Below are 23,188 nucleotides of genomic sequence, written 5' to 3'. Positions count from 1 at the left end.
TGGCACTTTGCCAATTTGAAGATGTACTGCAAATACGCCAGCAACAAAAACCGATGCAATTATCACTCATATAATGAAGCAATGTTGCCTGTTAAAACTATATAAATACTTACGATTTAGCTTAAAGCATAGACTCTAAGGTTAAAACCCACATTCGTCATCGGTAATGATGTGGGTTTTAAGAAGCATGATCTTAAAGTCGTTAGTGTTTATGCAAAAAATTCAATTTCCTTAAATAAGGTCGAACCAACACCCTGCCCCCGAGCTGTAAAATCAACAATAACGTTTTTTACTACAGCAAACGGCAGCTGGCAAAACATAACATCAGAGCGGAATGCTGAAGAATCCCCTGATGATTTTCAGATAAATCATTAAATTAGAGTGAACTTGCACCTTGAAGTGTGATCAGATGGAAGTGCGAACAAACATCAATCACAAGGCATTAAGGTGCAAGTGTTAACTATCTTACATCAATCTCTCTATCAACATTGTCCAGAAATCCATCAAAAGCGACTTAATACACTCATGGTCGCCTGCAAAGCTCTCATCAATGCGGATTGTCTCACCTTAACGCATTTAGGGCGGCACATTGATGGCACGAGCACTCATACTAAACACTCGATAAAACGCATGGATAGATTATTGGGCAACCCACACCTTCACCATGAAAGACTGGCGGTTTATCAGTGGCATGCAAAGTGGCTGCTGACTACTCATACGATGCCGACTATATTGGTGGATTGGTCAGATATGCGTGAAGGTCGTGAGCTGATTGCACTACGCGCCTCTATTGCTATCAAGGGCCGCTCTATCACGCTCTACGAGCGAACATTTCCGTTAGTGCTGCAAGGCACTCAAACTGCCCATAATCAGTTTCTGAATGAACTCAAACAAGTGTTACCTGACAACATTACCCCGCTGATAGTCACTGACGCGGGCTTCCGTAATCCTGGGTCGTGTCAGAGGATTAAGTGTCTATCGGCCGCATCCTTCTGGTCCAATTTTCACTAAAAGCGCTTTATCCCCAAGCCCGTCGTCGCGCAAAACATGTTGGGCGGGTGGCGTTATCGGTAAAGAAACCCTTGTTATGCGAGATGGTGTTGTTCAGAGCCCCAAGTAAAGGCCAGCGAAGTACGACAACAGACTGTCACCATACGGCGCAATGGACGTATGAACTGACCGCCAAAGAACCTTGGGCACTGGTGACCAACTTAACCATAGAAGCCATGTCGCCTCAAAAACTGGTTAATATTTACCAAAAACGGATGCAAATAGAAGAAACCTTTAGAGATTTAAAAAGCCCCGCTTATGGCTTTGGTTTACATCATAGCAGAACACGTTATGCGGCGAGGATGGACATACTGCTATTGATAGCATTATTGGTGCAACTGGCATTTTGGTGGGTAGGATTATACGGAGAAACACAGCAATTACAGCGGCACTTCCAAGCCAACACGGTAAAGAAAAGGAATGTGCTATCAACAATCAGGATGGGCAAAGAACTGCTGCGGCGACGGCATGATTACCCCATATCAGCAGATGATTTGCTTTGTGCTGCGAAGAAACTAGCTGAACTCTCATTAACTCATGGTTGTTGGGGCTATGAATTATGAGGGGATCCTACAGAGCGGAATGTAGGCATCACCCACTTCAAGCAAGGTAAGTAGGCTGATTGACTCAATAACTAGACCATCCATAGTGCACCTCAATGCGTTATTTTTTAATATTATACGCAGAGGTGCGACAGCTTATGTCGTAACTAAAAGGGAGTGTGTACAACGGACTTTTATATTATCGCTAGGTAATAAATCTTAGTAACCTGCGGCACAGAAAGTGGTTTAAGTGGCTTGTTGGATGGCGTCATTTATCGCTCATCTACTGGGAAGTGGTTAAATGCCTCCGTCAAATACGACAAGCTGATGATTGACATCGGGCGGATGAATGAGAATAATACGCGGCAGGTTGCAGAGAAGCCTGTCCGCAAAAGATGATATCACTCTGATAAATTAACAGTGTTGCGAATCGATTTCATATCGAACCCACAGCAATCAAATAAGTTTGGCTTAGCGGAATGCCAATAAACTTAGGAGAATTGTTTGTGAAACATGCAACAGCCAACACTTTCAAACCCGCTAGTATCAATGTTGAACCTGCTGATATTATGCCCTTGGCAGTCACCAAAACACCCTCTCACGGGAAATCTTACTCAGGCTCTCAGTTAATATCTCAGTCAACAGAGTCCTTAGGTACGCTAGCCATCCCTATTTGGTATTTTTTAGCTTATCTCTTGAGTTTATTGATCATCAGTATTTGGCCTTTCATTCACGTGCCGCGAGCAAATCGAGTCAGTCATGGAGGTAATGCAAAATGAAGTTAGCCAAGATGAAAGACTCAAGCGCCATCGCATTAAATGAAACCAAAGTTCGCGCTAAAAAACTGCTCAAAGCTTGTCAGCAGGATGAGCCGTTAGCCAAGCAAAGAGTCGCGACCTTAATGGCGAAATTGGACATATCACACTCAGATCTACAGCTTAAGCATTGCCAACAAGTGATTGCTCGTGAGCTAGGCTTTATCGATTTTCATCATTGCCAGCGAGTCCTGTCGGGTCAAGCCACACTCGGGGATGATTGGGGAGGCTTATTCCATACTAAACAATGCGACACATTACTCAATCATTGGTTTACTGGCTATTTAGCCGCGCGTGATTTTAATGCGCAAGTTGAGGACACATTGCTACTCCCCTACAAGAAGCAGTTTTTTGTGGTGGAGCGGCGGGATTACTGCAATGCGCTGAATTTGCTGATAATTTTTCAACCAGTGGATAATGCTGGCGAACCGACTATCCTGCGAGATCTGGTGAGCAGCTATGCTAATGCAGATTGGCATTCCTTTGCTCTTGCCATGGTCCAACACAAACTCCCCAAAGTGTAATGATGGCTGAGATTGTCTGGCATCATGTTGAATGAGGAAATCTAGAGTTAAATAATACAAGCAAAGTCATCATTGCTGATGGCTTTGCTTGTGAAATATGGCTGAAACACTGCGTTTCGGATCAGAAACGCAAGGCTAAAATAGCTAAAATGCAAAAAGCCGCTAATTGCTTAGCGGCTTTTTGACTAAATATGGCGGAGGAGCAGGGATTTGAACCCTGGGTGGGCTATAAACCCACGCCGGTTTTCAAGACCGGTGCATTAAACCACTCTGCCACCCCTCCGAACGAGGCGCATAATATAAGTAAGTCTGTTGACTGTAAAGCACTAACTCTCAATTATGCGCCAATTGTTGCTATTACACTCAATCCGCTGGATTTTGCTTCACATCGGACATTATGCCTACCCGTGCGGGATCTGGCTTAGTGAAATGTTTGGCAAAGTCGCCCCACTCTTGTTGACTCTTAAGTATATAGCCGGCCACAACTAAAATAGCGCAACATAGGATACCCCAACCAATCGCCACTTCACCAAGACTTGCCCACATAGCGACTAAGCTTGATGCACCAAAGGCAATGCTGATCTGTAAGAAGTTCTGTAATCCTGCGGCCTTAGCGGCATTCTGACTAAACTGCTGTAGCGCGCTGTTCACGACTATTGGATAAATTGCACCATTGGCCGCCGCTAAAATCGAGAACGAAATAAGCAGTGGGAAAATCGTGCTCGCGGGATAAATCAGCGTGAACATGATGATCGAAATAACGCAGGCTGCGAAAACCGACAACAAGATATTGAGTGTTTGATGCCCGCCAATGCGTTTTATCAGTAACTTACTCGCATAACCACCGACAATAAACATGATGGTTTGCGGGATAAAACTTAACCCAATTTCAGTCGCTTGATAACCGTGCATTTCCATCACAATCGGCCACACAGTTAAGTAGGCAAAGAAAGCACCGGAACAGGCACCGAAGATCACGACGTTGCCTAAATAGCGGGTGTTTTTCAAAATTTGCCCATAAGATACAGCAACATGTTCACTGTGTTTATGTTGACTCTTGCCTGGAACAAAGTACAAGGTCATCAATACCAGCAGAAAAGCGATAACACACAAGGAGATAAAGATTGCACGCCAGCCTAATTCGTTCAGAATATAAGCGCCAAGGATCGGTGCTAATGCAGGCGATAATGCGACCAATGGCATAATGTTGCTGAAAATACCTTGTGCTTTATCGGCATCATATTGTTCAACCACAATAGCTTGCCAAATAACCCCTGCACTACAGGCGCCAATGGCTTGGAAGAAGCGCGCGGTATTGAGCATTAATATAGAATCACTGTTGGCAATAAACACGCTAGCAATGGCAAATAAAACAAGGCCAAAGATCAGTGCCCAACGTTTGCCGATTTTATTGACTAACGGGCCGTAAAGCAGCTGACCTAAGGCAAGACCCGCAAGGAAACAGGTCAATGACATCGCCACCTGTGATGGTGTGCTGTCAAATGAGCCTTCAATTGCTTTGAAAGCAGGCAAATACATGTCAGTGGCAATAAAGCCAAGCATGCTCAACATGGCTAAATAGAATAGAAACATAAAGAACTTTATGTTTACAAAGGTGTTACTAGACGTTTTCATAAAATAATCGTGTCAGATTGACTAAAGTGTGCAGTCTAAAGACTTGTTAAATTTATTGGAAACGTTTATTTTTGACTTGTGCTATCAATTATTTTCATTGGAACGGACGTCAGCTATGCTCTCAGAACAAGCGCTAGAACTCATTGATATTGTGGCTCGTGTAGGTAGTTTCACCGCGGCGGCGAATCGGCTACATAAAGTGCCCTCTGCCGTGAGCTACGCGGTCAAGCAAATAGAAGAAGAACTCGGCGTCATTCTTTTTGAACGGCATCATCGCAGCGTAACGTTAACACCAGCGGGTGAACATTTTGTGAAGCAAGCCAGAACCTTGCTCACGCAGATGGACGAGATGAAACGTGGCACTCAGCGCGTGGCAAATGGTTGGCAACCCACCTTGTCCATAGCCCTTGATAATATCGTCCGTGCCGACAGGATCAGCGTATTAATTGCTGACTTTTATCGACACTTCCATGATATTGAATTAATTATTCGCATTGAGGTCTTTAACGGGGTTTGGGAAGCGCTCGCCACGGGTCGCAGTGATATTGCTATTGGTGCGACAACCGCAATTCCAGTCGGTGGTGTTTACCAATATAAAGACATGGGGGATATTGAGTGGGCGTTTCTTGTTAGTAAAAATCATCCCTTGGCCAGTATTGACCGCCCATTAAGTGACGATGAGCTGCGCCCTTTTCCTTCGATTTGTTTAGAAGATACCTCTCGGGAAATTCCAAAACGTATGACTTGGTTACTAGAGAATCAACGCAGGTTAGTCGTACCTGATTGGATCCGTGCCATTAACTGTTTCCGTGAAGGTTTAGGCGTCGGTTATATGCCAGTGCATTTAGCGAGCGTGTTTATTAAGGCGGGTGCGCTCGTTGAAAAACAACTGGAAAATCCAAAGCAGACAAGCCCTTGTTGCTTGGCCTGGAATGCTGACAAGATGTCGCCTGCGCTCGCTTGGGTGCTGGAATATCTTGGCGATACTGAAAAATTGCACAAAGAGTGGCTGGCTTAAGCTTGGTTTAAACTCAATATGTTGATCTAGTCATTGAAATCAGCGTTGAGTGTGATTGTGTACCGTCTGCTTATGTACAGACTAAGTCTTTACCTTCATAGTGGATGAAGACGCAGATACAAGAATCTTATTTTTTATGCTTTGCAGTTAAATTTGAAATAAATAATTGAGTAAAATTTTGAAGATTAACAATTTGTTATTCATGGTTCTATGACTTTCACCCGTATCTCATGTACGGTATCATTGCACCAGTTAAGTTCATTTTAGGATTTTACGGGAACTTAGTGTGCCGTAAAAAATCAAAATGATCAGTTTGGAAATGTGTCAACGGAGATCAACATGACCCAAGAAACCTTATATTCGACGAGTGCGTCAACACTGGAAGTGAACAAACTTCTTAAAAACACTTATATGCTGTTATCGATGACATTGGCCTTCTCTGCCCTGTGTGCGGGTTTGGCAATGGCATTAAATATCAGTCCATTAGTCTCCATTGGTTTATCGATTGGTGGCCTAGTACTGTTGTTTGTCACTTTACGTAAAGCCGAGTCTGCAGCGGGTATCTTCTGGGTGTTTGCCTTTACGGGTATGGAAGGTGCTTCACTGGGCTACATGCTCAATCACTACGCGGGTATGGCAAACGGTCCACAGCTGATCATGCAAGCACTGGGGTTAACGTCAGTGATTTTCGTTGCGTTATCAGCCTATGCAGTGACCACTAAGAAAGATTTCTCTTTCCTACGTGGATTCTTGTTCGCCGGCTTGCTTGTGGTGATCGCCGCCGCTGTGATTAATATTTTTATGGGTAACAGTGTTGCCTTTATGGCAATTAACGCGGGCTTGGCGTTACTGATGACAGGTTTTATCCTGTTTGATACTAGCCGTATCGTCAATGGCGGCGAAACTAACTACATTCGCGCGACTATCTCGTTATACCTAGACTTCTTAAACCTCTTCATCGCGCTGTTGCACCTGATGGGCATAGGCAACGATGACTAATCCTAGTTAGCGATTTTTAGCTTAACTTGCGTTAGAATGGCCCTACTTTTAGGGCCATTTTTATTTTAAATGAGCAAATTTATTATCCAAGTGAACGGGCCCGCTTATGGCACGTCGGCGAGTGTTAACGCCTTACGCTTCTCCCAAGCTGCACTTTTAGCTGGGCATCAGATTATCTGTGTGTTTTTTTATCAAGATGGCGTGTATAACTCCACAGATTTAAGCTTACCCGCCTCCGATGAAAATGATGTGATCAGTGACTGGAAACAGCTGGCGCAATCCCATCAGGTCCCGTTAGTCAATTGCGTTTCTGCAGCGCTACGTCGTGGCATTGTGAGTCAGCAAGATGCCAGCGAGAATGGCCTAAGCCACTGGAATGTGGGCGAGTCATTTATCATGGGCGGTTTAGGTGAGCTAATCACAGGTATTGAATCGGCCGATCGTTTGATCAGTTTTTAACTCTCAGGGCTACTATGAAAAAATTGTGTATTCTATTTCGCTGCTCGCCACATGGTACTGTTCGTGGCCGCGAAGGTTTAGATCTTGCCCTGCTTAGCGCTAGCTTCGAACAAGAAGTGAGTTTAGTGTTTGTTGATGAAGGTGTGTTGCATTTGATTAAAGATCAACAGCCTGAGCTTATTGGTGCTAAAGATTACATCTCCACCTTTAAAGCACTGCCGCTGTATGATATTGGCTCTGTATTTGTCTGTAAGCAATCCTTAGCCGATTACGGCTTAAGCCATGGCTTACTGTCGATCCCAGTGACAGTGGTCAACGATGAAGCCATCGCAGCCCATTTAAACCAAGTGGATGAGGTCTTAGTATTCTAATGATTTTACATCATATTCAAACATCTCCCAGTCGAGATAGCGCGCTGAAACTTTGTTTACGTTACGCCTGTAAGGAAGATGCAATTTTATTATCGAGCGATGGCGTTAACGCGTTACTGCTGCGCCAGTGGGCAATGGCATTATCGCCCTTCAAGTTGATGGTCTTAAAAGACGATGTTGTCGCACGTGGCCTATCCGAACGTTTAAAGAACGTGATGCTTATCGATTACAATGAGTTTGTGGCTCAATCATTACTCCATGACAAGGTGATAACGTGGTAAATCCATTGCAATTTAATGGCGCAGAAATCGCCCGTGACCATCAAGGTTATTTAAAAAATCTTAACGATTGGCAACCCGATATGGCCCTGTTGTTAGCGGCAGAAGAGCAAATTGTACTTACGCCAGCCCATTGGGAAGTGATTAACTTTGTTCGAGATTTCTATCTCGAATATAAAACGAGCCCTGCTATCCGAGTATTAGTTAAAGCCATTGGCCAAGCCTTAGGACCAGACAAAGGCAATTCAAAATACTTATATACCCTATTCCCGATTGGACCTGCGAAACAAGCAACGAAAATCGCGGGCCTGCCCAAACCAGCTAAGTGTATTTAATGGCATAGGGTTAAGTCATCACGTAAACATGACACAAACAAAAAGGCATGTTCCCTTGGGAAACATGCCTTTCTTTTTACTTGAACAAAGTTGATAGGGTTATTTGACGTTTTCTAACACAACCCAGATGGCTTTGCCTACGGTGGCGAGCATTACAGCAAAAAATACTGCAATCACAGCGGTATAGGAAAGCCAACGGAGATAGCGCTGGCCTTTATCCATAGTATTATTTTGTGTTCCATTAGCCTATTTGAGTCAAACCGCCCATGTAAGGACGCAGAACTTCAGGGACTGTGATACTGCCATCAGCATTTTGATAGTTTTCTAAAATAGCCACTAAAGTACGACCTACAGCTAAACCTGAGCCGTTTAACGTATGCAATAGCGCAGGCTTATTGTCTGCTTTCACACGGTAACGCGCTTGCATACGACGGGCTTGGAAATCCTTCATGTTTGAGCAAGAAGAAATCTCACGATAGGTATTTTGTGCTGGTAACCAGACTTCGATATCGTAGGTTTTGCTTGAGCCAAAGCCCATATCGCCAGTACATAAAATCACTGTTCGATACGGTAAACCTAAGCGCTGCAATACAGTTTCAGCATGACCTGTCAGCGCTTCAAGTGCCGCCATTGAATCTTCAGGCTTAACAATTTGCACCATTTCAACTTTATCGAATTGGTGCTGACGGATCAGACCACGGGTATCTTTGCCGTATGAGCCCGCTTCGCTGCGGAAACATGCAGTATGCGCAGTTAACTTTATTGGCAGCTCGTCTTCATCAACAATGCTATCGCGAACTAAGTTAGTTAATGGCACTTCTGCGGTTGGGATAAGGCTCAAGCCTTGGCCTTCTTCAGTCGCAGGTTTAGTGTGGAATAAGTCTTCACCAAACTTAGGTAGCTGGCCTGTGCCGAGTAAGCTTGCCTCGTTTACCAGTAATGGCACATAGGCTTCGGTATAACCGTGCTCTGTGGTATGTAAGTCCAACATGAACTGACCAATGGCGCGGTTTAAGCGGGCGACTTGGCCTTTCATCACGATGAAACGTGAGCCAGTAATTTTAACGGCATTTTTAAAATCTAAGCCGTTTAAGCCTTCACCTAAATCGATATGATCTTTAATCGGGAAATCAAAAGTGCGTGGCGTACCCCAACGTCTCACTTCAACGTTCTCTGTTTCATCGGCACCCATTGGTACTGATTCATCAGGCAGGTTAGGCATAGACATGGCAATGGCATTGACTTCTTCAAGTACAGCGGCCAGTTCAATCTTTTTGGCATCCAACTGTGAACCTAAATCGCCCACTTGCGCCATGATCGCGTCAACATCTTCACCACGGGCTTTAGCTTGGCCAATGGATTTGGAGATGGCATTACGCGACGCTTGTAATTCTTCGGTAGCCACTTGCAGTGACTTACGCTTTTCTTCTAATTGAATGAGATGAGCTATGTCTAAAATAAAGCCACGGGTAGCCAGTCGCTCAGCGGTAACTTCTAATTCGTTGCGCAAAAATTTAGGATCTAACATGTGATATATTCTTAATAGTTAAATGCGAGAAAAAACCAGTTGTTGACCTAAGTACACCATGAATAAACATAGACTTAGATTCAACACCACATTCAAAATCGCCTTCAGCCAATCCCCTTCTTGCATCAGCAACAAGGTTTCATTAGAGAAAGTCGAAAACGTTGTCAAAGCACCTAATAGACCGATACCTATAAGCGCTTTGAGTTCAGGGCTGATATGACTCATTTGCCCCAGAGCGTAAATTACGCCCATAAAAAATGAACCTATAACATTAACCAACAGTGTACCAAAAGGAAAACTGCTGCCAAATACTTGGATCATGAATATTGAAATAAGATAGCGTAAAACTGCTCCAATTGACCCGCCGAAAGCCACTAATAAGATGTTAGTCATATCTTTTGTTCTCACTGGCTTGATCTAACTGGGCTAATTGCGCCAATTTATCTTTGATCCGCTTCTCAAACCCTCGCTCAGTCGGAAAATAAAACTGTGCTGTTTGCAGGGATTCGGGGAAATAATTTTCACCACTGGCATAGGCATTGGCTTCATCGTGGGCATATCGATACCCAGCTCCCATGCCGATGTCTTTCATTAACTGAGTCGGTGCATTGCGTAAATGGTGCGGCACTTCGACTTGCCCTGTTTCGCGAGCTAACGCACGCGCCGCCTTAAATGCGGTATACACAGCGTTGCTCTTAGGCGCACTGGCAAGATAAACAATGGCTTGTGCTATTGCTCTCTCACCTTCGGCGGGGCCAACACGGTGAAAACAATCCCAGGCATTCAGTGCGATTGTCATCGCCGCAGGATCGGCATTGCCCACATCTTCAGAGGCAATCGCCAGTAAGCGCCTTGCCACGTAAAGCGGATCGCCACCGCCTTCTAATATTCGACAAAACCAATACAACGCGGCATCGGGTGCTGATCCGCGAATGGATTTATGTACAGCCGAGATTAAATCGTAAAACTGATCACCGTTCTTATCAAAACCAGCAACTTGGTGCCCCGCCACTTGAATTAACATTTCAGTGGTAAAGGTGCCACCGTCGATGAGCATATCACTCATCAACTCAATAAGATTTAACGCTTTACGGGCATCACCATCACAAAGTTGTGCCAATGTGGTGAGCACATCGGTTGGCATTACAAATCGTCGTAGGCCTAAACCGCGCTCGTTATCGTTTAAGGCTTGAGTCACTATATGGGCGATTTCATCATGGCTTAAGCGCTTGATAAGATAGACCCTTGCCCGCGAGAGTAAGGCATTATTGATTTCAAAAGACGGATTTTCTGTGGTCGCGCCGATAAAGATCACTGTGCCATCTTCAATAAATGGCAGAAAGGCATCCTGCTGACTCTTATTAAATCGGTGGACTTCATCGACAAACAATAGAGTACGTTGGCCACGAGATTCTGCAACTGCTTTTGCTTGCTCAATCGCGGCGCGAATGTCCTTAACGCCAGAGGTGACCGCGGAAATGCGCTCAACGTGAGCATTTGAATAATGTGCGATTAATTCAGCTAAGGTTGTTTTACCTGTGCCCGGCGGTCCCCACAACATCATGGAATGGGCGCGCCCAGCTTCCAATGCTTTGCGTAGTGGTTGGCCCTCACCCAGTAAATGGGCTTGACCTATGTACTCGCCAATCGTTCTTGGCCGCATGCGCGCGGCCAAGGGACGAAAATCGGGTGCAAAATTAAACGATAAACTGCTCACGCGATAGCCTAATGCGCTGCTTTACGACGTTGATCATCAACATCGACGCTGTCTGGGATCACAAAGGTGAACAAGGCTTTGTCTTTATTTGTGATGGCTTGCTGATTGCTTAAATCAAACAGGCTTAAATTACCTTTATCATCGGCAACATTAAAGTTGACTAACTGGGTATTTTTGAAACACACATTGACGGACAATATGCCCGAATCAATCGCCTTAGGTTTGATCTCATAGCAATCTTGTTTCTTGGACACTGAATACTGTGACCAAGTCGCATCGTCGCGGTGGACGAGCAATGCGATGGGAGATGCATTGATTGCTTCAGCAAAATCCATGATGACCACCTCTTCGGCGAAAGGATTGTAGATCCACAAATCTTTACCATCAGCAACAATCTGCGATTCATCGGGCTGGGTTAAATGCCAATAAAATTGATTCGGATACGCTAAGGCAAAAATGCCAGACCCTGTTTGAATAACCTTTTTATTGACATCTGTTACGGTTTGTTTGAAATCGGCTTTTAGTGACGCGGTACCAATCAATTTTTCCCTGAGCTGCTGCGCATCATCGGCAAACACAGCCGCGCTAAATAGCAAAGGTGAAGCTAACAACACAGCGCATAATCGTTTTTTCATTTTATTCCTTACCCTGTAAACCCTTGGGTGTATCAAAGCTACGCCTTAGCGCGGCTTAATAATGTTTTGGTGCTGGCGGCGCTAAGACTTCACGGTTACCGTTGTGGCCTTGAGCAGAAACAATACCTTGTGCTTCCATTTGTTCAATAATGCGGGCTGCACGGTTATAACCAATCTTAAATTTACGCTGTACGCTTGAAATCGAGCCGCGACGAGTTTCAGTCACAAAGGCAACTGCTTCATCGTATAACGGATCGTATTCTTCGTCTGATTCAGCGGTTTCACCAGGCAATAATACTTGTTCACCATCACTGGCACCGTTGAGGATTTCTTCGATATATTGCGGTTTGCCACGGGCGCACCAGTCGGCAACGACACGGTGAACTTCATGATCATCAACGAACGCACCATGAACACGATTCGGTACCGCTGTACCCGGTGGCAAAAATAACATGTCACCCATACCAAGCAAGGTTTCGGCACCCTGTTGATCTAAAATGGTGCGCGAATCGATACGCGATGACACTTGGAACGCCATACGTGTGGGAATGTTGGCCTTAATCAAACCTGTGATCACATCCACTGACGGTCTTTGGGTTGCCAGGATCAAATGTATCCCTGCCGCCCGGGCCTTTTGCGCGATACGGGCAATCAACTCTTCAACTTTTTTACCAACAATCATCATCATGTCAGCAAATTCATCGACCACGACAACAATCGATGGGAGCTTATCTAACGCAGGCGCTTCTGGCTCCATGCTGTCAGAAGACTTCCACATAGGATCTAAAATCACTTCGCCATTGGCCTTAGCCTCGGCAATTTTAGCGTTATAGCCCTTGATATTACGTACGCCCATCATAGACATCAGCTTATAGCGACGTTCCATCTCGCCGACACACCAACGCAGCGCATTGGCAGCTTCTTTCATGTCGGTAACGACCTCACATAGCAAATGCGGAATACCTTCATAGACAGACAATTCCAACATTTTGGGGTCGATCATGATAAAGCGTACATCTTCTGGGCCAGACTTATACAGTAAGCTGGTGATCATCACGTTTACACCCACAGACTTACCAGAGCCTGTAGTACCGGCTACCAATAAATGTGGCATTTTACCAAGATCAACAACAACGGGGTCACCAGCAATATCTTGGCCTAACACCATAGTTAAGTTGGATTTACTCTCAGTAAAGGCGGCACAATCTAACACATCGCGCATAAACACGGTTTCGCGGAATTTATTGGGCAATTCGAGTCCGACATAAGCCTTGCCCGGAATAACTTCAACCACACGCACACTTTCAGCCAGTAATGAACGAGCTAAATCCTTTGATAGATTAGAGATTTTTGACGCTTTAACGCCCGGCGCTAATTCTAATTCAAAGCGTGTGATCACAGGACCTGGATACACACCCACTACATTGGCGATGATGTTGAAATCGGCCAATTTAAGCTCAACAAGGCGAGCGACTTGATCCAATTCCTCTGGGCTGATCGGATTCTTCTTACGATCAGGTATGTCGAGCAAGTTAATGCTCGGCAGAGGATCCATCGGTTTTTTCGGCGCGGGTTTGTCTTCTTGTCCTGGCAACACCACAATGCCATCGACAATTTTAGCTTTTTGATCTTGCTTATTACGCTGCGCTTGATTCACTGCACCTGTTGACACTTTGGTATCAAAATCAATGACGTCATCATCGCTAAAACCTAGATTTTCATCGTCTTCATCTTCTGTAAATGCTTGACTGCTAAACACTGGCTCATTGTCATCATGATCGAATGAATGCGAATTAAAATCGGCACTATCTTGCTCATCGGCATTTGAATGCTGAGGTTCAGCTAACCAAGGTGGCGCTTCAAAATTGCCATGGGCGGCCAAATCATCATTATCGATTTGTGGCTCAACCCGTTGTACGCTCTTACTTTTGCTGCCATTCAAGCTCAGAATTTTTGCAAGCGCCGATAGTTTGTTTTTGGGCGACGAATTATTCTCAGTTTCAGTAATAATACCTTCTGGTTCAATGACCGTATCATCAGTGGCAGCATATAGCGTTGGGGTTATCTCAGCTCTACGACCAATATGACGCTCACGCACCTTAGGCTTTTCAACTATGGGGGGCTTTTCTAGCACGTACTGGGATTCACGGCGCTGTTTAAATTTATCCACCACGGACATAAAACCACGGGTATCCTCGGTTTCATGCTCACGCTTCATCGCTTGCGGCAATAATTTTAACTTTTTATAAATCCAAATAGAGACTAAGCCGATTTTCTCGACCACAGTCAGCCAGCTAATCCCAGTCAACAGCGTAAAGCCTGAGCCCAAGAAACACAGCAGTAATAAGGTAGTGCCGAGTTTATTAAAATACGGCAACATGGCTTGGCCTATGACATCACCCGCCACTCCGCCTGCCGAAAACTCGTAGATGTTGTTGGCATTCATACTCGCCAAAGCAGAAAATCCTAGAATGATCAGTAAAAATCCAATCAATCTCAGGGCCACTGAAAAGTAATCAATTTCAAGTAAATGATGGGCACGTTTGAACAATAACCAACCTGTCGATGCGACAATGATTGGCATGATATAAGCCGTAACGCCGAAGAAATATAACAGAATATCGGCAATCCAAGCCCCTACTGCTCCGGTCCAGTTTTTAATATCGCCTTGAAAATGCGACTGACTCCAACCAGGATCAGACGGACTAAAACTCGTCAATGCGAGCAAAATATAAGTGGCGAGAACACAACAAATGATGAGTCCGCCTTCCAGCAGACGTTGCAGGCCAGTGAGCGTGCGTACACTATTTCCTTGAGACAAACGACGTAATCCATAAAAGTGAAAACAGGTGGGCTAACGATACCAGAATCCCATTAAATGTGGAGCACATTAGCCTGTTTTTCTATACAGAATTGGTCATGATTGGCAAAATTTAGTCTATTGAGGTGTTTTAGTGTGCTTTTAGGGAGGAATGAGTTATTACACAAACACTTCCGTTAACAAATTTGTTTAAAAATGCCACAAAAAGAAGCCCCTAAGTTAGCAAACTTAAGGGCAATACAAGGCTAATAGCAATAAGCGTTAAATGAGATGGATATATCGACGTTACTGATAAATAAGGGGCCTAAGCCCCTTATTGTAAAACCAAACAATCAGGGTAATTTAGATATCTGAGAGTAGATGATTTATCGCTACACGACTGGTGTGCTTAACTTCTTCCATCACAACATAAGTACGCGTGTCGGAAACAGAAGGTAATTTCAATAAAGTTTCACCTAACAAGCGACGATAAGCCGACATATCTGAAACACGAGTTTTCAGTAAGTAGTCAAAATCGCCTGAAACCAGATGACATTCTTGAATATCATCGAGTAGTTGCACTGCGCGGTTAAACTTATCAAACACTTCGGGAGTATCACGGCTTAATGTGATTTCCACGAATACCAGTAGGGATGCACCCAAGAAATGAGGATTCACCAATGCGGTATAGCCATTGATGTAACCTTGCTTTTCGAGACGTTTTACTCTTTCTAAACACGGAGTTGGACTTAGTCCGACTCTTTTTGACAATTCCACATTTGAAATGCGGCCATCAAGTTGTAGTTCATTAAGAATGTTGCGATCGATGCGATCCAAGTCTTTTACAGGACTCTTTTTATTATATGCCATTTATTTAACCTTGCTTTATCACTAAAACAACATTTTATTCTACGTATGCCGAAAGTTCAGCAGCATAAACTGCGTCGCCGATACTATACTAGATATCCCTGAATTAATCACGTTCAGGTCACGATAAAATAACAATTATGCCCATTAAAAGTGGGATTTCAGGCAATTGAGGCTCAAAGATGATTATTGGTGTTCCCAAGGAAATTAAAAACCACGAATATCGTGTCGGTATGGTTCCTTCTAGTGTTCGCGAGTTGGCGATCAAAGGTCACGACGTTTTTGTTGAAACAAATGCAGGCATAGGTATTGGTTTTTCAGATCAAGATTATATTGATGCTGGCGCCACAATTTTAGCGACTGCTGCTGAAGTTTTTGCTAAAGCGCAGATGATTGTAAAAGTAAAAGAGCCTCAAGCAGTTGAACGCGCTATGTTGCGTCACGATCAGATTTTATTTACTTATCTGCATCTTGCTCCAGATTTACCGCAAACTGAAGATTTAATCAAAAGTGGTGCCGTATGTATCGCTTACGAAACTGTGACAGACGATCGTGGTGGCCTGCCTTTGCTTGCTCCTATGTCTGAAGTCGCTGGTCGTATGTCAATCCAAGCTGGCGCTATGGCATTAGAGAAATCTTCTGGTGGCCGCGGTATGTTATTGGGCGGCGTACCGGGGGTTGAGCCTGCTAAAGTCGTCATTATTGGCGGCGGTATGGTTGGTACTAATGCAGCACAAGTGGCAGTTGGTATGGGTGCTGATGTTGTTGTGCTTGATCGCAGTATTGATGCTCTACGTCGTTTAAATGTGCAATTCGGTTCTGCTGTAAAAGCCATTTACTCAACTGCGGATGCAATTGAACGTCATGTTATTGAGGCCGATCTTGTGATCGGTGGTGTACTAATTCCAGGTGCTGCGGCGCCCAAATTGGTTACTCGTAGCATGATTTCACGTATGAAGCCTGGCAGCGCTATCGTTGACGTGGCGATCGATCAAGGCGGTTGTGTTGAAACTTCACATGCCACTACTCACCAAGATCCTACCTATATCGTTGATGATGTTGTGCATTACTGTGTTGCAAATATGCCTGGTGCGGTCGCTCGTACTTCAACATTTGCGCTTAATAATGCAACCTTACCGTACATTCTCAAGTTAGCAAATTTAGGCTATAAAGAAGCGCTGTTGCAAGACAAGCATTTTCTTAATGGCTTAAACGTCATGCACGGTAAAGTGGTGTGTAAGGAAGTGGCTCACGCCCTAAACTTAGCGTTCACATCTCCTGCGACACTATTAGTATAAGTTTTTAATTAACTTAACTTTTTATGTGGATTTGAGCTAGCTTTACTTAGTATGTAATTCAAATCGGTCTCGATACAATTGAGGCCGATTTTTTATTGGGTAGAAATAGGCTCCACTACGATCGTACCATCATATTTATACAAGCTCATCCCGTGCTTCATTTCGTGGTTCACACTTAAGCTATTTATTCACAGTAAAGTAAAACTGACACTCTCCATACCAAAACGGATGGACTCGATTAGTGCAATCTAAAAGAATCGCCCTCCAACACTTTACCCCCACAGGTAAATTCCCTACAATCCTTGCAATTTGCTAAAGGCACGGAGATAAAAATGAGCCAGGTCAGACATTGTAACTTATTGATTTTGGGTTCAGGCCCAGCAGGATATACCGCAGCCGTTTATGCTGCGCGTGCGAATTTAAAACCTGTGATGATCACAGGTATGCAACAAGGTGGTCAATTAACCACGACGACTGAAGTTGAAAACTGGCCAGGCGATGCGGACGACTTAACAGGTCCGGCCTTGATGGAACGTATGCAGAAGCATGCTGAAAAGTTCGATACTGAAATCTTGTTCGATCATATCAACGAAGTAACCCTTACCGAGCGCCCTTTCCGTCTGAAAGGCGATAACGGCGAGTACACCTGTGATGCGCTGATCATCGCAACTGGCGCTTCTGCCCGTTACTTAGGGTTAGAGTCAGAAGAAGCTTTCAAAGGTCGCGGTGTATCAGCCTGTGCAACCTGTGATGGCTTCTTCTATCGCAATCAAAAAGTCGCTGTGATCGGTGGCGGCAATACCGCCGTTGAAGAAGCATTATATTTAAGCAATATTGCTGCTGAAGTTCACCTCATCCATCGCCGTGACACCTTCCGCTCAGAAAAAATCTTGATCGACCGTCTGATGGACAAAGTCGCCAATGGCAACATCATCCTTCACTTAGATCAAACCATGGATGAAGTGGTTGGTGATGCCATGGGTGTGACAGGTCTAAAGATGAAGAGCACTAAAGATGGCTCGATCACTGACTTATCCGTTGCTGGCGTGTTCGTCGCTATTGGTCACAGCCCTAATACCGGTATTTTTGAAGGCCAGTTGGAAATGAACCACGGTTATTTAAAAGTTCAGAGTGGCTTGCAAGGTAACGCCACGCAAACCAGTATCGAAGGTGTTTATGCCTGTGGTGATGTGATGGACCAACATTATCGTCAAGCTATTACTTCTGCCGGTACAGGCTGTATGGCCGCACTCGATGCAGAGCGTTATTTAGATGCTAAAAAGTAACTAGACTCGATTTTTCAACGAATAGCAGGCTAAGCCTGCTATTTTTTTAGGTCAAAATCGTTAAGCAATAGCAAAAATTTTTGCGGGCTTACCAGTAAGTACTGTTCACGCGCGCACGTGTCTTTCCTTCACGATTCTTAATCTTGTACCAGTTAGATGGGCGCTTATAAGTGTTTAGGTAAATAACATCATTAGGTTAAGTCAAAAATGGCGCACAAAAAAAGGGACCAAATGGTCCCTTCTCTACAGCAACAAACTAATTTCTTAGTTTAACGCTTCTTTTGCTTTTTCAACTAAAGTTGCAAATACAACTTTGTCGAATACAGCGATGTCAGCCAAAATCTTACGATCGATTTCGATAGACGCCTTTTTCAGACCGTTGATGAAACGGCTGTAAGACAGACCATTTTGACGAGCGGCAGCATTAATACGTGCAATCCAAAGTTGACGGAATTGACGTTTTTTCTGACGACGGTCACGGTAAGCATATTGACCAGCTTTAGTTACTGCTTGAACAGCAACACGGTAAGTACGGCTACGAGCGCCATAATAACCTTTAGCTAGTTTTAAAACTTTCTTGTGACGAGCACGAGCGGTTACACCACGCTTAACTCTTGGCATTTTCTAATCTCCTAAATTAAGCGTAAGGTAATTGACGCGCGATTGCTGGAACGTCAGCTTTTGATACTAAACATTTGGCACGTAAGTGACGTTTACGTTTAGTGCTTTTTTTCGTCAAAATGTGACGTAAGTGTGCTTGCTTGCGCTTGAAACCATTAGCGGTTTTCTTAAAACGCTTCGCTACACCCTTGTCTGTTTTCATTTTAGGCATTTCTAAAACTCCGCATTGGGATGTTTAATAAAAAGCAAGGCGAGCAAAGGCCATAGACCTTTGCTACTTTAAGTTTTGCCCTACTTATTTCTTTTTAGGCGCTAGCACCATAATTGCTTGTCGGCCTTCCATTTTCGGGAAAGATTCAACAACCGCATACTCGTCCAAATCAGCCTTGATACGGTTCAATAGATCCATACCTAGGTTTTGGTGTGCCATTTCGCGACCTCGGAAACGAAGCGTAATCTTCGCTTTGTCCCCGTCTTCCAGAAAACGTATCAGGTTGCGTAGTTTTACCTGATAGTCGTTTTCGTCAGTTCCAGGACGGAATTTAATTTCCTTGACCTGAACCTGCTTTTGCTTCTTCTTTTGTTCCTTGGCTGACTTAGCCTTATCAAAAAGGAACTTACCGTAGTCCATAATGCGACATACTGGAGGTTCAGCATTTGGGCTGATTTCTACTAGGTCTACACCTGCTTCATCTGCCAAATTCTGAGCATCTCTGATGCTTACCACACCAATAGCTTCACCATCAATGCCTGTTAAGCGTACTTCTGGTACACCTGTGATTTCTTCATTGATTCTATTAGGGGCCGGCTGACGCCCTGCTGTTTTTTTGATCTTTATGACCTATTCCTCCAACAATTTGAGACTACGGAGCGAAATCTGTTGATGGATTTTAGTGGCGAAATCTTCAAGTCGCATCTTACCTAAATCGATACCATCACGGGTACGCACCGCTACTTCCTTATTTTCCATTTCTTGATCGCCAACGACCAACAAATAAGGGACACGCCTTAAGGTGTGCTCGCGTATTTTAAAGCCTATTTTCTCATTCCTCAAGTCAAAAGACGCTCGAATACCTTGTTCTTTGAAGAATTTTACGACTTCTTCAACATAATCAGCCTGTTTATCGGTGATATTCATCACGACAACTTGCATTGGGGCTAACCAAGTTGGGAAACGTCCTGCATATTCTTCTATCAAGATACCCAAGAATCGTTCCAAAGAGCCTAAAATAGCACGATGGATCATCACAGGGGTCTGACGGCTGTTATCTTCGGCAACGTAAGTTGCACCAAGACGGCTTGGCAACGCATAATCGAGCTGCACAGTACCACATTGCCACGCTCGGTCCAAACAATCGTGTAAAGTAAATTCGATTTTTGGTCCGTAGAACGCGCCTTCGCCTGGCAAAATAGTGAATTCAATATTATTGGCACGCAGAGCTTGCTTAAGTGCTTCTTCCGCTCTGTCCCACATCGCATCGTCACCGATACGTTTCTCTGGGCGAGTAGACAGTTTTACTACGATATTTTCAAAGCCGAAGGTGGCGTAAGTATCGTAAACCATCTGGATACAGGCACTCACTTCTTCTTGAACTTGGCTGTCAGTACAGAAAATATGGGCGTCGTCTTGCGTAAAACCACGTACACGCATTAATCCATGTAACGAGCCTGAAGGTTCATTACGGTGACAGCAACCAAATTCAGCCATACGCAATGGCAGATCACGGTAAGATTTCAACCCTTGGTTGAAGATCTGCACGTGGCCTGGGCAGTTCATTGGTTTGATGGCGTATTCGCGGTTTTCGCTGCTGGTCGTGAACATGGCTTCTGAGTATTTATCCCAGTGACCAGAACGTTCCCACAACACGCGGTCCATCATTAATGGGCCTTTCACTTCTTGGTAAGTGTATTGGTTTAGCTTACGGCGAATGAATCTTTCTAATTCGAGGAAGATGCTCCAACCGTCGTTATGCCAAAACACCATACCCGGTGCTTCTTCTTGCATGTGATACAAGTCGAGCTGCTTACCGATTTTACGGTGGTCACGCTTAGCCGCTTCTTCAAGACGGGTTAAGTGTGTGCTCAAGGCTTTTTTGTCGGCCCAAGCGGTACCATAGATACGTTGCAACATCTTGTTTTCTGAGTTGCCACGCCAATAAGCGCCGGCAATGCTCATTAATTTAAAATGCTGGCAGAAACGCATGTTAGGTACGTGCGGTCCACGACACATGTCAGTGTATTCTTCGTGATGATACAGCGCAGGCGTCGCGTCTTTGCTGATGTTCTCATCCAGAATGGCAATCTTATAATCTTCACCGCGCGCAGCGAATGTATCACGGGCTTCTTGCCAACTAACGACACGTTTTACTACGTCATAGTTGGTTTTTGCCAGTTGAAGCATACGCTTTTCTAATGCGTCGATGTCATCTTGAGTCAACTTGTGCTCAAGGTCGATATCATAGTAGAAGCCATTATCGATAACAGGACCAATCGCCATCTTGGTTTCTGGCCACATTTGCTTAATCGCGTGACCTAATAAATGCGCGCAAGAATGGCGAAGAATTTCAACACCTTCTTCGTCTTTGGCGGTAATGATTGATAGCTCAGCATCGGTTTCAATGAGATCGCAAGCATCTTTTAATTCGCCATTAACGCGGCCAGCGATACAAGCTTTCGCTAAACCAGGGCCAATATCGGCGGCAACATCGAGGGTCGATACAGCATGAGCAAACTCGCGTTTGCTACCATCGGGAAGTGTAATTACAGGCATGAAATGTCCTTTCCAGTGGTGACCCACACGTAGGGCCACTTGGTTTTAGTTAATGTAAGAGAAATGCTCGCTAGGTTAAGACAGTACAGGAGTCTTAGCCGCCTTGCGTAGCAGGGCGTTTATTCTAAGGGATTGTAGCTAAAAGGCGCAAGCATATTGACCAGAATTGGGATTGGAAACAAAAAGCAAATTCATGATTTTGCAGTGTCTTGGTAACTTCTTGGTCATCTAACTCCCCTATTCTAGCGCCAGTTTATTGGGCATCACTGAAAACATGACAAGGGAGTTGATATGTTGAACTGCATTCTACTGGCCGTAACACTCACGCACACTGCAACCGCTTTACCTGAGCCGCAGGTGAAAATCACAAGCAAATCTTTGATTGATACTCAAGTGTTACTCATTGATATTAAAAGTGAACTTGAGCAACAGATGCAGCGTTTAACGCTGGATATTACCCAAGATGCCCGCGATGGCGTGTTACACAGCAGTGAAATGGAGGGGTTAGTGACGGTAAAGGACTAGTTTTTAGAAGAGATAATGATCCAACAAGAAAATATTTAACCAGAAGGTCTATCATGCTGCGTTTTGAGACCGACTTCATCTAAGTCAGTGCACTGCACTCTGCTGTATACTCAAATAGGAAGCACATAAAGCGCACTCAGGTTTCGAATATCGACAAAGCGCAGACAATATAAGCGTACGAAGTATGAGATGCGTTGATTGAGCAGAGCGATTCGCTCTATTGGCGATAAGGAGTTGCACCATGAGAGTCATGAACAAAGTTATTGCTTGTCCCCACTGCGGGCACCATCAAGATATCAGTATCGATGCCAGCTGTGGAGACCAAGATTATTACGATGACTGCCGAATTTGTTGTAATCCGATTCACTTACGCTTACACATCGATGAATCGAGACGAACGGTTGAGCTGTATATCGATTCAGACGACGAGCAAATCTATTAAACGAGATTGCACTACACGCTGCGATGTCACAAAACTAACGTGCTTGTTCGTTAAAACGCCTGGCCAGCACGCGCTCGACTGTGTCGACGATAATTTGTGTTTGGCTGTCGATCTCAATATTGAGTTCATCACCCACTTTATACTGACTTAAATTGGTCAGTTTTAAAGTTTCAGGAATTAAGTGCAACTTAAAGCCGGAGTCACTCACCTCGCCTACCGTTAAGCTGCAGCCGTTAACGCCAACAAAACCTTTATAAAAAATGTAATCCATCCATTTAGGCTCAATGCCCAGTGTCAGATCATAATGCTGTTCTGTATGGCTAATATCAACGATTTTAGCCTTGGTATGAATATGGCCAGAGAGAATGTGGCCACCAATCTCACTACCAAAAGTTAACGAGCGCTCAACATTAACGCTTTGACCTATAGACAAATTAGCCAGATTCGTCAGTCGCAAGGTCTCTTCCACTACGTCGAAAAATACCCTATCATCGACTACCTGAGTCACAGTAAGACATACCCCGTTATTTGCCACACTTGCACCAATCGCAAGTCCCTCATGCAAATCAGGTTCGAACGCTACCTCAAGGGTATTTAGGCCATCTTTCTTATGTATTGCAACCACCTCGCAGGTGGCTTGAACTATACCTGTAAACATTTTCTGCTCGCTTAA

At 44.4% G+C, this 23,188-nt stretch carries 24 protein-coding genes, 1 tRNA gene and 1 pseudogene; 12 read left to right on the top strand and 14 right to left on the bottom strand.

The genetic code is table 11. The annotated features are described in order from the left end of the window. Positions 1 to 447 precede the first annotated feature (447 nt). Both RA178_RS11615 and RA178_RS11610 read left to right on the top strand, forming a co-directional pair. Positions 448 to 1,613: pseudogene (locus RA178_RS11615) on the top strand (IS4 family transposase). 754 nt (positions 1,614 to 2,367) lie between these two features. Beyond that, positions 2,368 to 2,931 (top strand): hypothetical protein, encoded by a 564-nt coding sequence (locus tag RA178_RS11610; RefSeq protein WP_263236095.1) that lies wholly within the window; start codon positions 2,368 to 2,370, stop codon positions 2,929 to 2,931. 192 nt (positions 2,932 to 3,123) lie between these two features. On the opposite strand, the gene RA178_RS11605 is transcribed toward RA178_RS11610, so the two are convergent. Together RA178_RS11605 and punC are read right to left on the bottom strand one after the other, a co-directional pair. After that, positions 3,124 to 3,214 (bottom strand) — tRNA-Ser (locus RA178_RS11605). A gap of 80 nt (positions 3,215 to 3,294) precedes the next feature. Next, complete coding sequence (gene punC / locus RA178_RS11600; RefSeq protein ID WP_173496921.1) at positions 3,295 to 4,566, bottom strand: purine nucleoside transporter PunC; 1,272 nt, start codon at positions 4,564 to 4,566, stop codon at positions 3,295 to 3,297. 115 nt (positions 4,567 to 4,681) lie between these two features. Between punC and punR the strand changes: the two genes are divergently transcribed. The 6 genes from punR (at position 4,682) to RA178_RS11570 (ending at position 8,026) form a co-directional block, all read left to right on the top strand. Next, positions 4,682 to 5,584 carry a DNA-binding transcriptional activator PunR gene (gene punR, locus RA178_RS11595; RefSeq protein WP_028759950.1) on the top strand — a complete coding sequence of 301 codons (903 nt, stop codon included), beginning with the start codon at positions 4,682 to 4,684 and terminating at the stop codon, positions 5,582 to 5,584. Positions 5,585 to 5,923: 339 nt separating this feature from the next. Then, complete coding sequence (locus RA178_RS11590) at positions 5,924 to 6,583, top strand: Bax inhibitor-1/YccA family protein (protein ID WP_263180199.1); 660 nt, start codon at positions 5,924 to 5,926, stop codon at positions 6,581 to 6,583. A gap of 69 nt (positions 6,584 to 6,652) precedes the next feature. Continuing rightward, positions 6,653 to 7,042, top strand: a complete 390-nt coding sequence (gene tusD, locus RA178_RS11585) for a sulfurtransferase complex subunit TusD (RefSeq protein WP_028759948.1) — start codon at positions 6,653 to 6,655, stop codon at positions 7,040 to 7,042. 14 nt (positions 7,043 to 7,056) lie between these two features. Next, a complete protein-coding gene (gene tusC, locus RA178_RS11580) occupies positions 7,057 to 7,413 on the top strand; it encodes a sulfurtransferase complex subunit TusC (protein ID WP_028759947.1) in 357 nt (118 codons plus the stop codon). Further along, complete coding sequence (gene tusB, locus RA178_RS11575) at positions 7,413 to 7,694, top strand: sulfurtransferase complex subunit TusB (RefSeq protein WP_105252497.1); 282 nt, start codon at positions 7,413 to 7,415, stop codon at positions 7,692 to 7,694. The genes tusC and tusB overlap by 1 nt, the downstream gene beginning before the upstream one ends. Then, the gene (locus RA178_RS11570) at positions 7,688 to 8,026 is read left to right on the top strand and encodes a TusE/DsrC/DsvC family sulfur relay protein (RefSeq protein ID WP_105252498.1); all 339 of its coding nucleotides are present in this window, start codon (positions 7,688 to 7,690) and stop codon (positions 8,024 to 8,026) included. The genes tusB and RA178_RS11570 overlap by 7 nt, the downstream gene beginning before the upstream one ends. A gap of 99 nt (positions 8,027 to 8,125) precedes the next feature. On the opposite strand, the gene RA178_RS11565 is transcribed toward RA178_RS11570, so the two are convergent. The 7 genes from RA178_RS11565 to lrp form a co-directional block, all read right to left on the bottom strand. Next, the gene (locus RA178_RS11565; RefSeq protein ID WP_028759944.1) at positions 8,126 to 8,248 is read right to left on the bottom strand and encodes a hypothetical protein; all 123 of its coding nucleotides are present in this window, start codon (positions 8,246 to 8,248) and stop codon (positions 8,126 to 8,128) included. A 19-nt stretch (positions 8,249 to 8,267) separates the two neighbouring features. Further along, positions 8,268 to 9,554 (bottom strand): serine--tRNA ligase, encoded by a 1,287-nt coding sequence (gene serS / locus RA178_RS11560; protein WP_028759943.1) that lies wholly within the window; start codon positions 9,552 to 9,554, stop codon positions 8,268 to 8,270. A gap of 18 nt (positions 9,555 to 9,572) precedes the next feature. Beyond that, on the bottom strand, positions 9,573 to 9,947 hold the full coding sequence (gene crcB, locus RA178_RS11555; RefSeq protein ID WP_028759942.1) for a fluoride efflux transporter CrcB: 375 nt from the start codon (positions 9,945 to 9,947) through the stop codon (positions 9,573 to 9,575). Continuing rightward, positions 9,940 to 11,271, bottom strand: coding sequence for a replication-associated recombination protein A (locus tag RA178_RS11550; protein ID WP_131525570.1), 1,332 nt, complete (start codon positions 11,269 to 11,271; stop codon positions 9,940 to 9,942). Before RA178_RS11550 ends, crcB begins: the two co-directional genes overlap by 8 nt. A gap of 8 nt (positions 11,272 to 11,279) precedes the next feature. Continuing rightward, a complete protein-coding gene (lolA, locus tag RA178_RS11545) occupies positions 11,280 to 11,906 on the bottom strand; it encodes an outer membrane lipoprotein periplasmic chaperone LolA (RefSeq protein WP_131525571.1) in 627 nt (208 codons plus the stop codon). A gap of 55 nt (positions 11,907 to 11,961) precedes the next feature. Next, a complete protein-coding gene (locus RA178_RS11540) occupies positions 11,962 to 14,727 on the bottom strand; it encodes a DNA translocase FtsK (protein ID WP_263177169.1) in 2,766 nt (921 codons plus the stop codon). 342 nt (positions 14,728 to 15,069) lie between these two features. After that, on the bottom strand, positions 15,070 to 15,576 hold the full coding sequence (lrp, locus tag RA178_RS11535) for a leucine-responsive transcriptional regulator Lrp (protein WP_006081649.1): 507 nt from the start codon (positions 15,574 to 15,576) through the stop codon (positions 15,070 to 15,072). Between the two features lie 179 nt (positions 15,577 to 15,755). Here lrp and ald point away from each other — a divergent pair, with 179 nt between their 5' ends. Then, positions 15,756 to 16,871, top strand: coding sequence for an alanine dehydrogenase (gene ald, locus RA178_RS11530; RefSeq protein WP_028759938.1), 1,116 nt, complete (start codon positions 15,756 to 15,758; stop codon positions 16,869 to 16,871). A 332-nt stretch (positions 16,872 to 17,203) separates the two neighbouring features. Continuing rightward, complete coding sequence (gene trxB / locus RA178_RS11525) at positions 17,204 to 18,157, top strand: thioredoxin-disulfide reductase (protein WP_219234163.1); 954 nt, start codon at positions 17,204 to 17,206, stop codon at positions 18,155 to 18,157. 264 nt (positions 18,158 to 18,421) lie between these two features. Here trxB and rplT read toward each other — a convergent pair whose 3' ends face one another. The 4 genes from rplT to thrS all read right to left on the bottom strand — a co-directional run bounded on the left by rplT (position 18,422) and on the right by thrS (position 21,548). Further along, a complete protein-coding gene (rplT, locus tag RA178_RS11520; RefSeq protein ID WP_006081652.1) occupies positions 18,422 to 18,778 on the bottom strand; it encodes a 50S ribosomal protein L20 in 357 nt (118 codons plus the stop codon). 16 nt (positions 18,779 to 18,794) lie between these two features. Beyond that, a complete protein-coding gene (rpmI, locus tag RA178_RS11515) occupies positions 18,795 to 18,989 on the bottom strand; it encodes a 50S ribosomal protein L35 (RefSeq protein WP_006081653.1) in 195 nt (64 codons plus the stop codon). Between the two features lie 84 nt (positions 18,990 to 19,073). Next, entirely contained in the window at positions 19,074 to 19,616 is a 543-nt protein-coding gene (gene infC / locus RA178_RS11510; RefSeq protein WP_012089240.1) for a translation initiation factor IF-3, read from the bottom strand. Between the two features lie 3 nt (positions 19,617 to 19,619). Continuing rightward, positions 19,620 to 21,548 carry a threonine--tRNA ligase gene (thrS, locus tag RA178_RS11505; RefSeq protein ID WP_028759936.1) on the bottom strand — a complete coding sequence of 643 codons (1,929 nt, stop codon included), beginning with the start codon at positions 21,546 to 21,548 and terminating at the stop codon, positions 19,620 to 19,622. A 291-nt stretch (positions 21,549 to 21,839) separates the two neighbouring features. On the opposite strand from thrS, the gene RA178_RS11500 reads away from it, so the two are divergent. After that, complete coding sequence (locus RA178_RS11500; protein WP_263166163.1) at positions 21,840 to 22,073, top strand: hypothetical protein; 234 nt, start codon at positions 21,840 to 21,842, stop codon at positions 22,071 to 22,073. 241 nt (positions 22,074 to 22,314) lie between these two features. After that, a complete protein-coding gene (locus RA178_RS11495) occupies positions 22,315 to 22,515 on the top strand; it encodes a CPXCG motif-containing cysteine-rich protein (RefSeq protein WP_028759934.1) in 201 nt (66 codons plus the stop codon). A gap of 34 nt (positions 22,516 to 22,549) precedes the next feature. Here the strand turns inward: RA178_RS11495 and RA178_RS11490 are convergent, their stop codons facing one another. Continuing rightward, on the bottom strand, positions 22,550 to 23,173 hold the full coding sequence (locus RA178_RS11490) for a riboflavin synthase subunit alpha (RefSeq protein ID WP_263166162.1): 624 nt from the start codon (positions 23,171 to 23,173) through the stop codon (positions 22,550 to 22,552). Positions 23,174 to 23,188: the final 15 nt, after the last annotated feature.

Origin of the sequence: Shewanella oncorhynchi (assembly GCF_030848765.1) — a bacterium.
Classification (GTDB): domain Bacteria; phylum Pseudomonadota; class Gammaproteobacteria; order Enterobacterales; family Shewanellaceae; genus Shewanella; species Shewanella oncorhynchi.
Note: the sequence above shows the minus strand (reverse complement) of the source record. Positions and strands in the feature narration are given on the sequence as shown.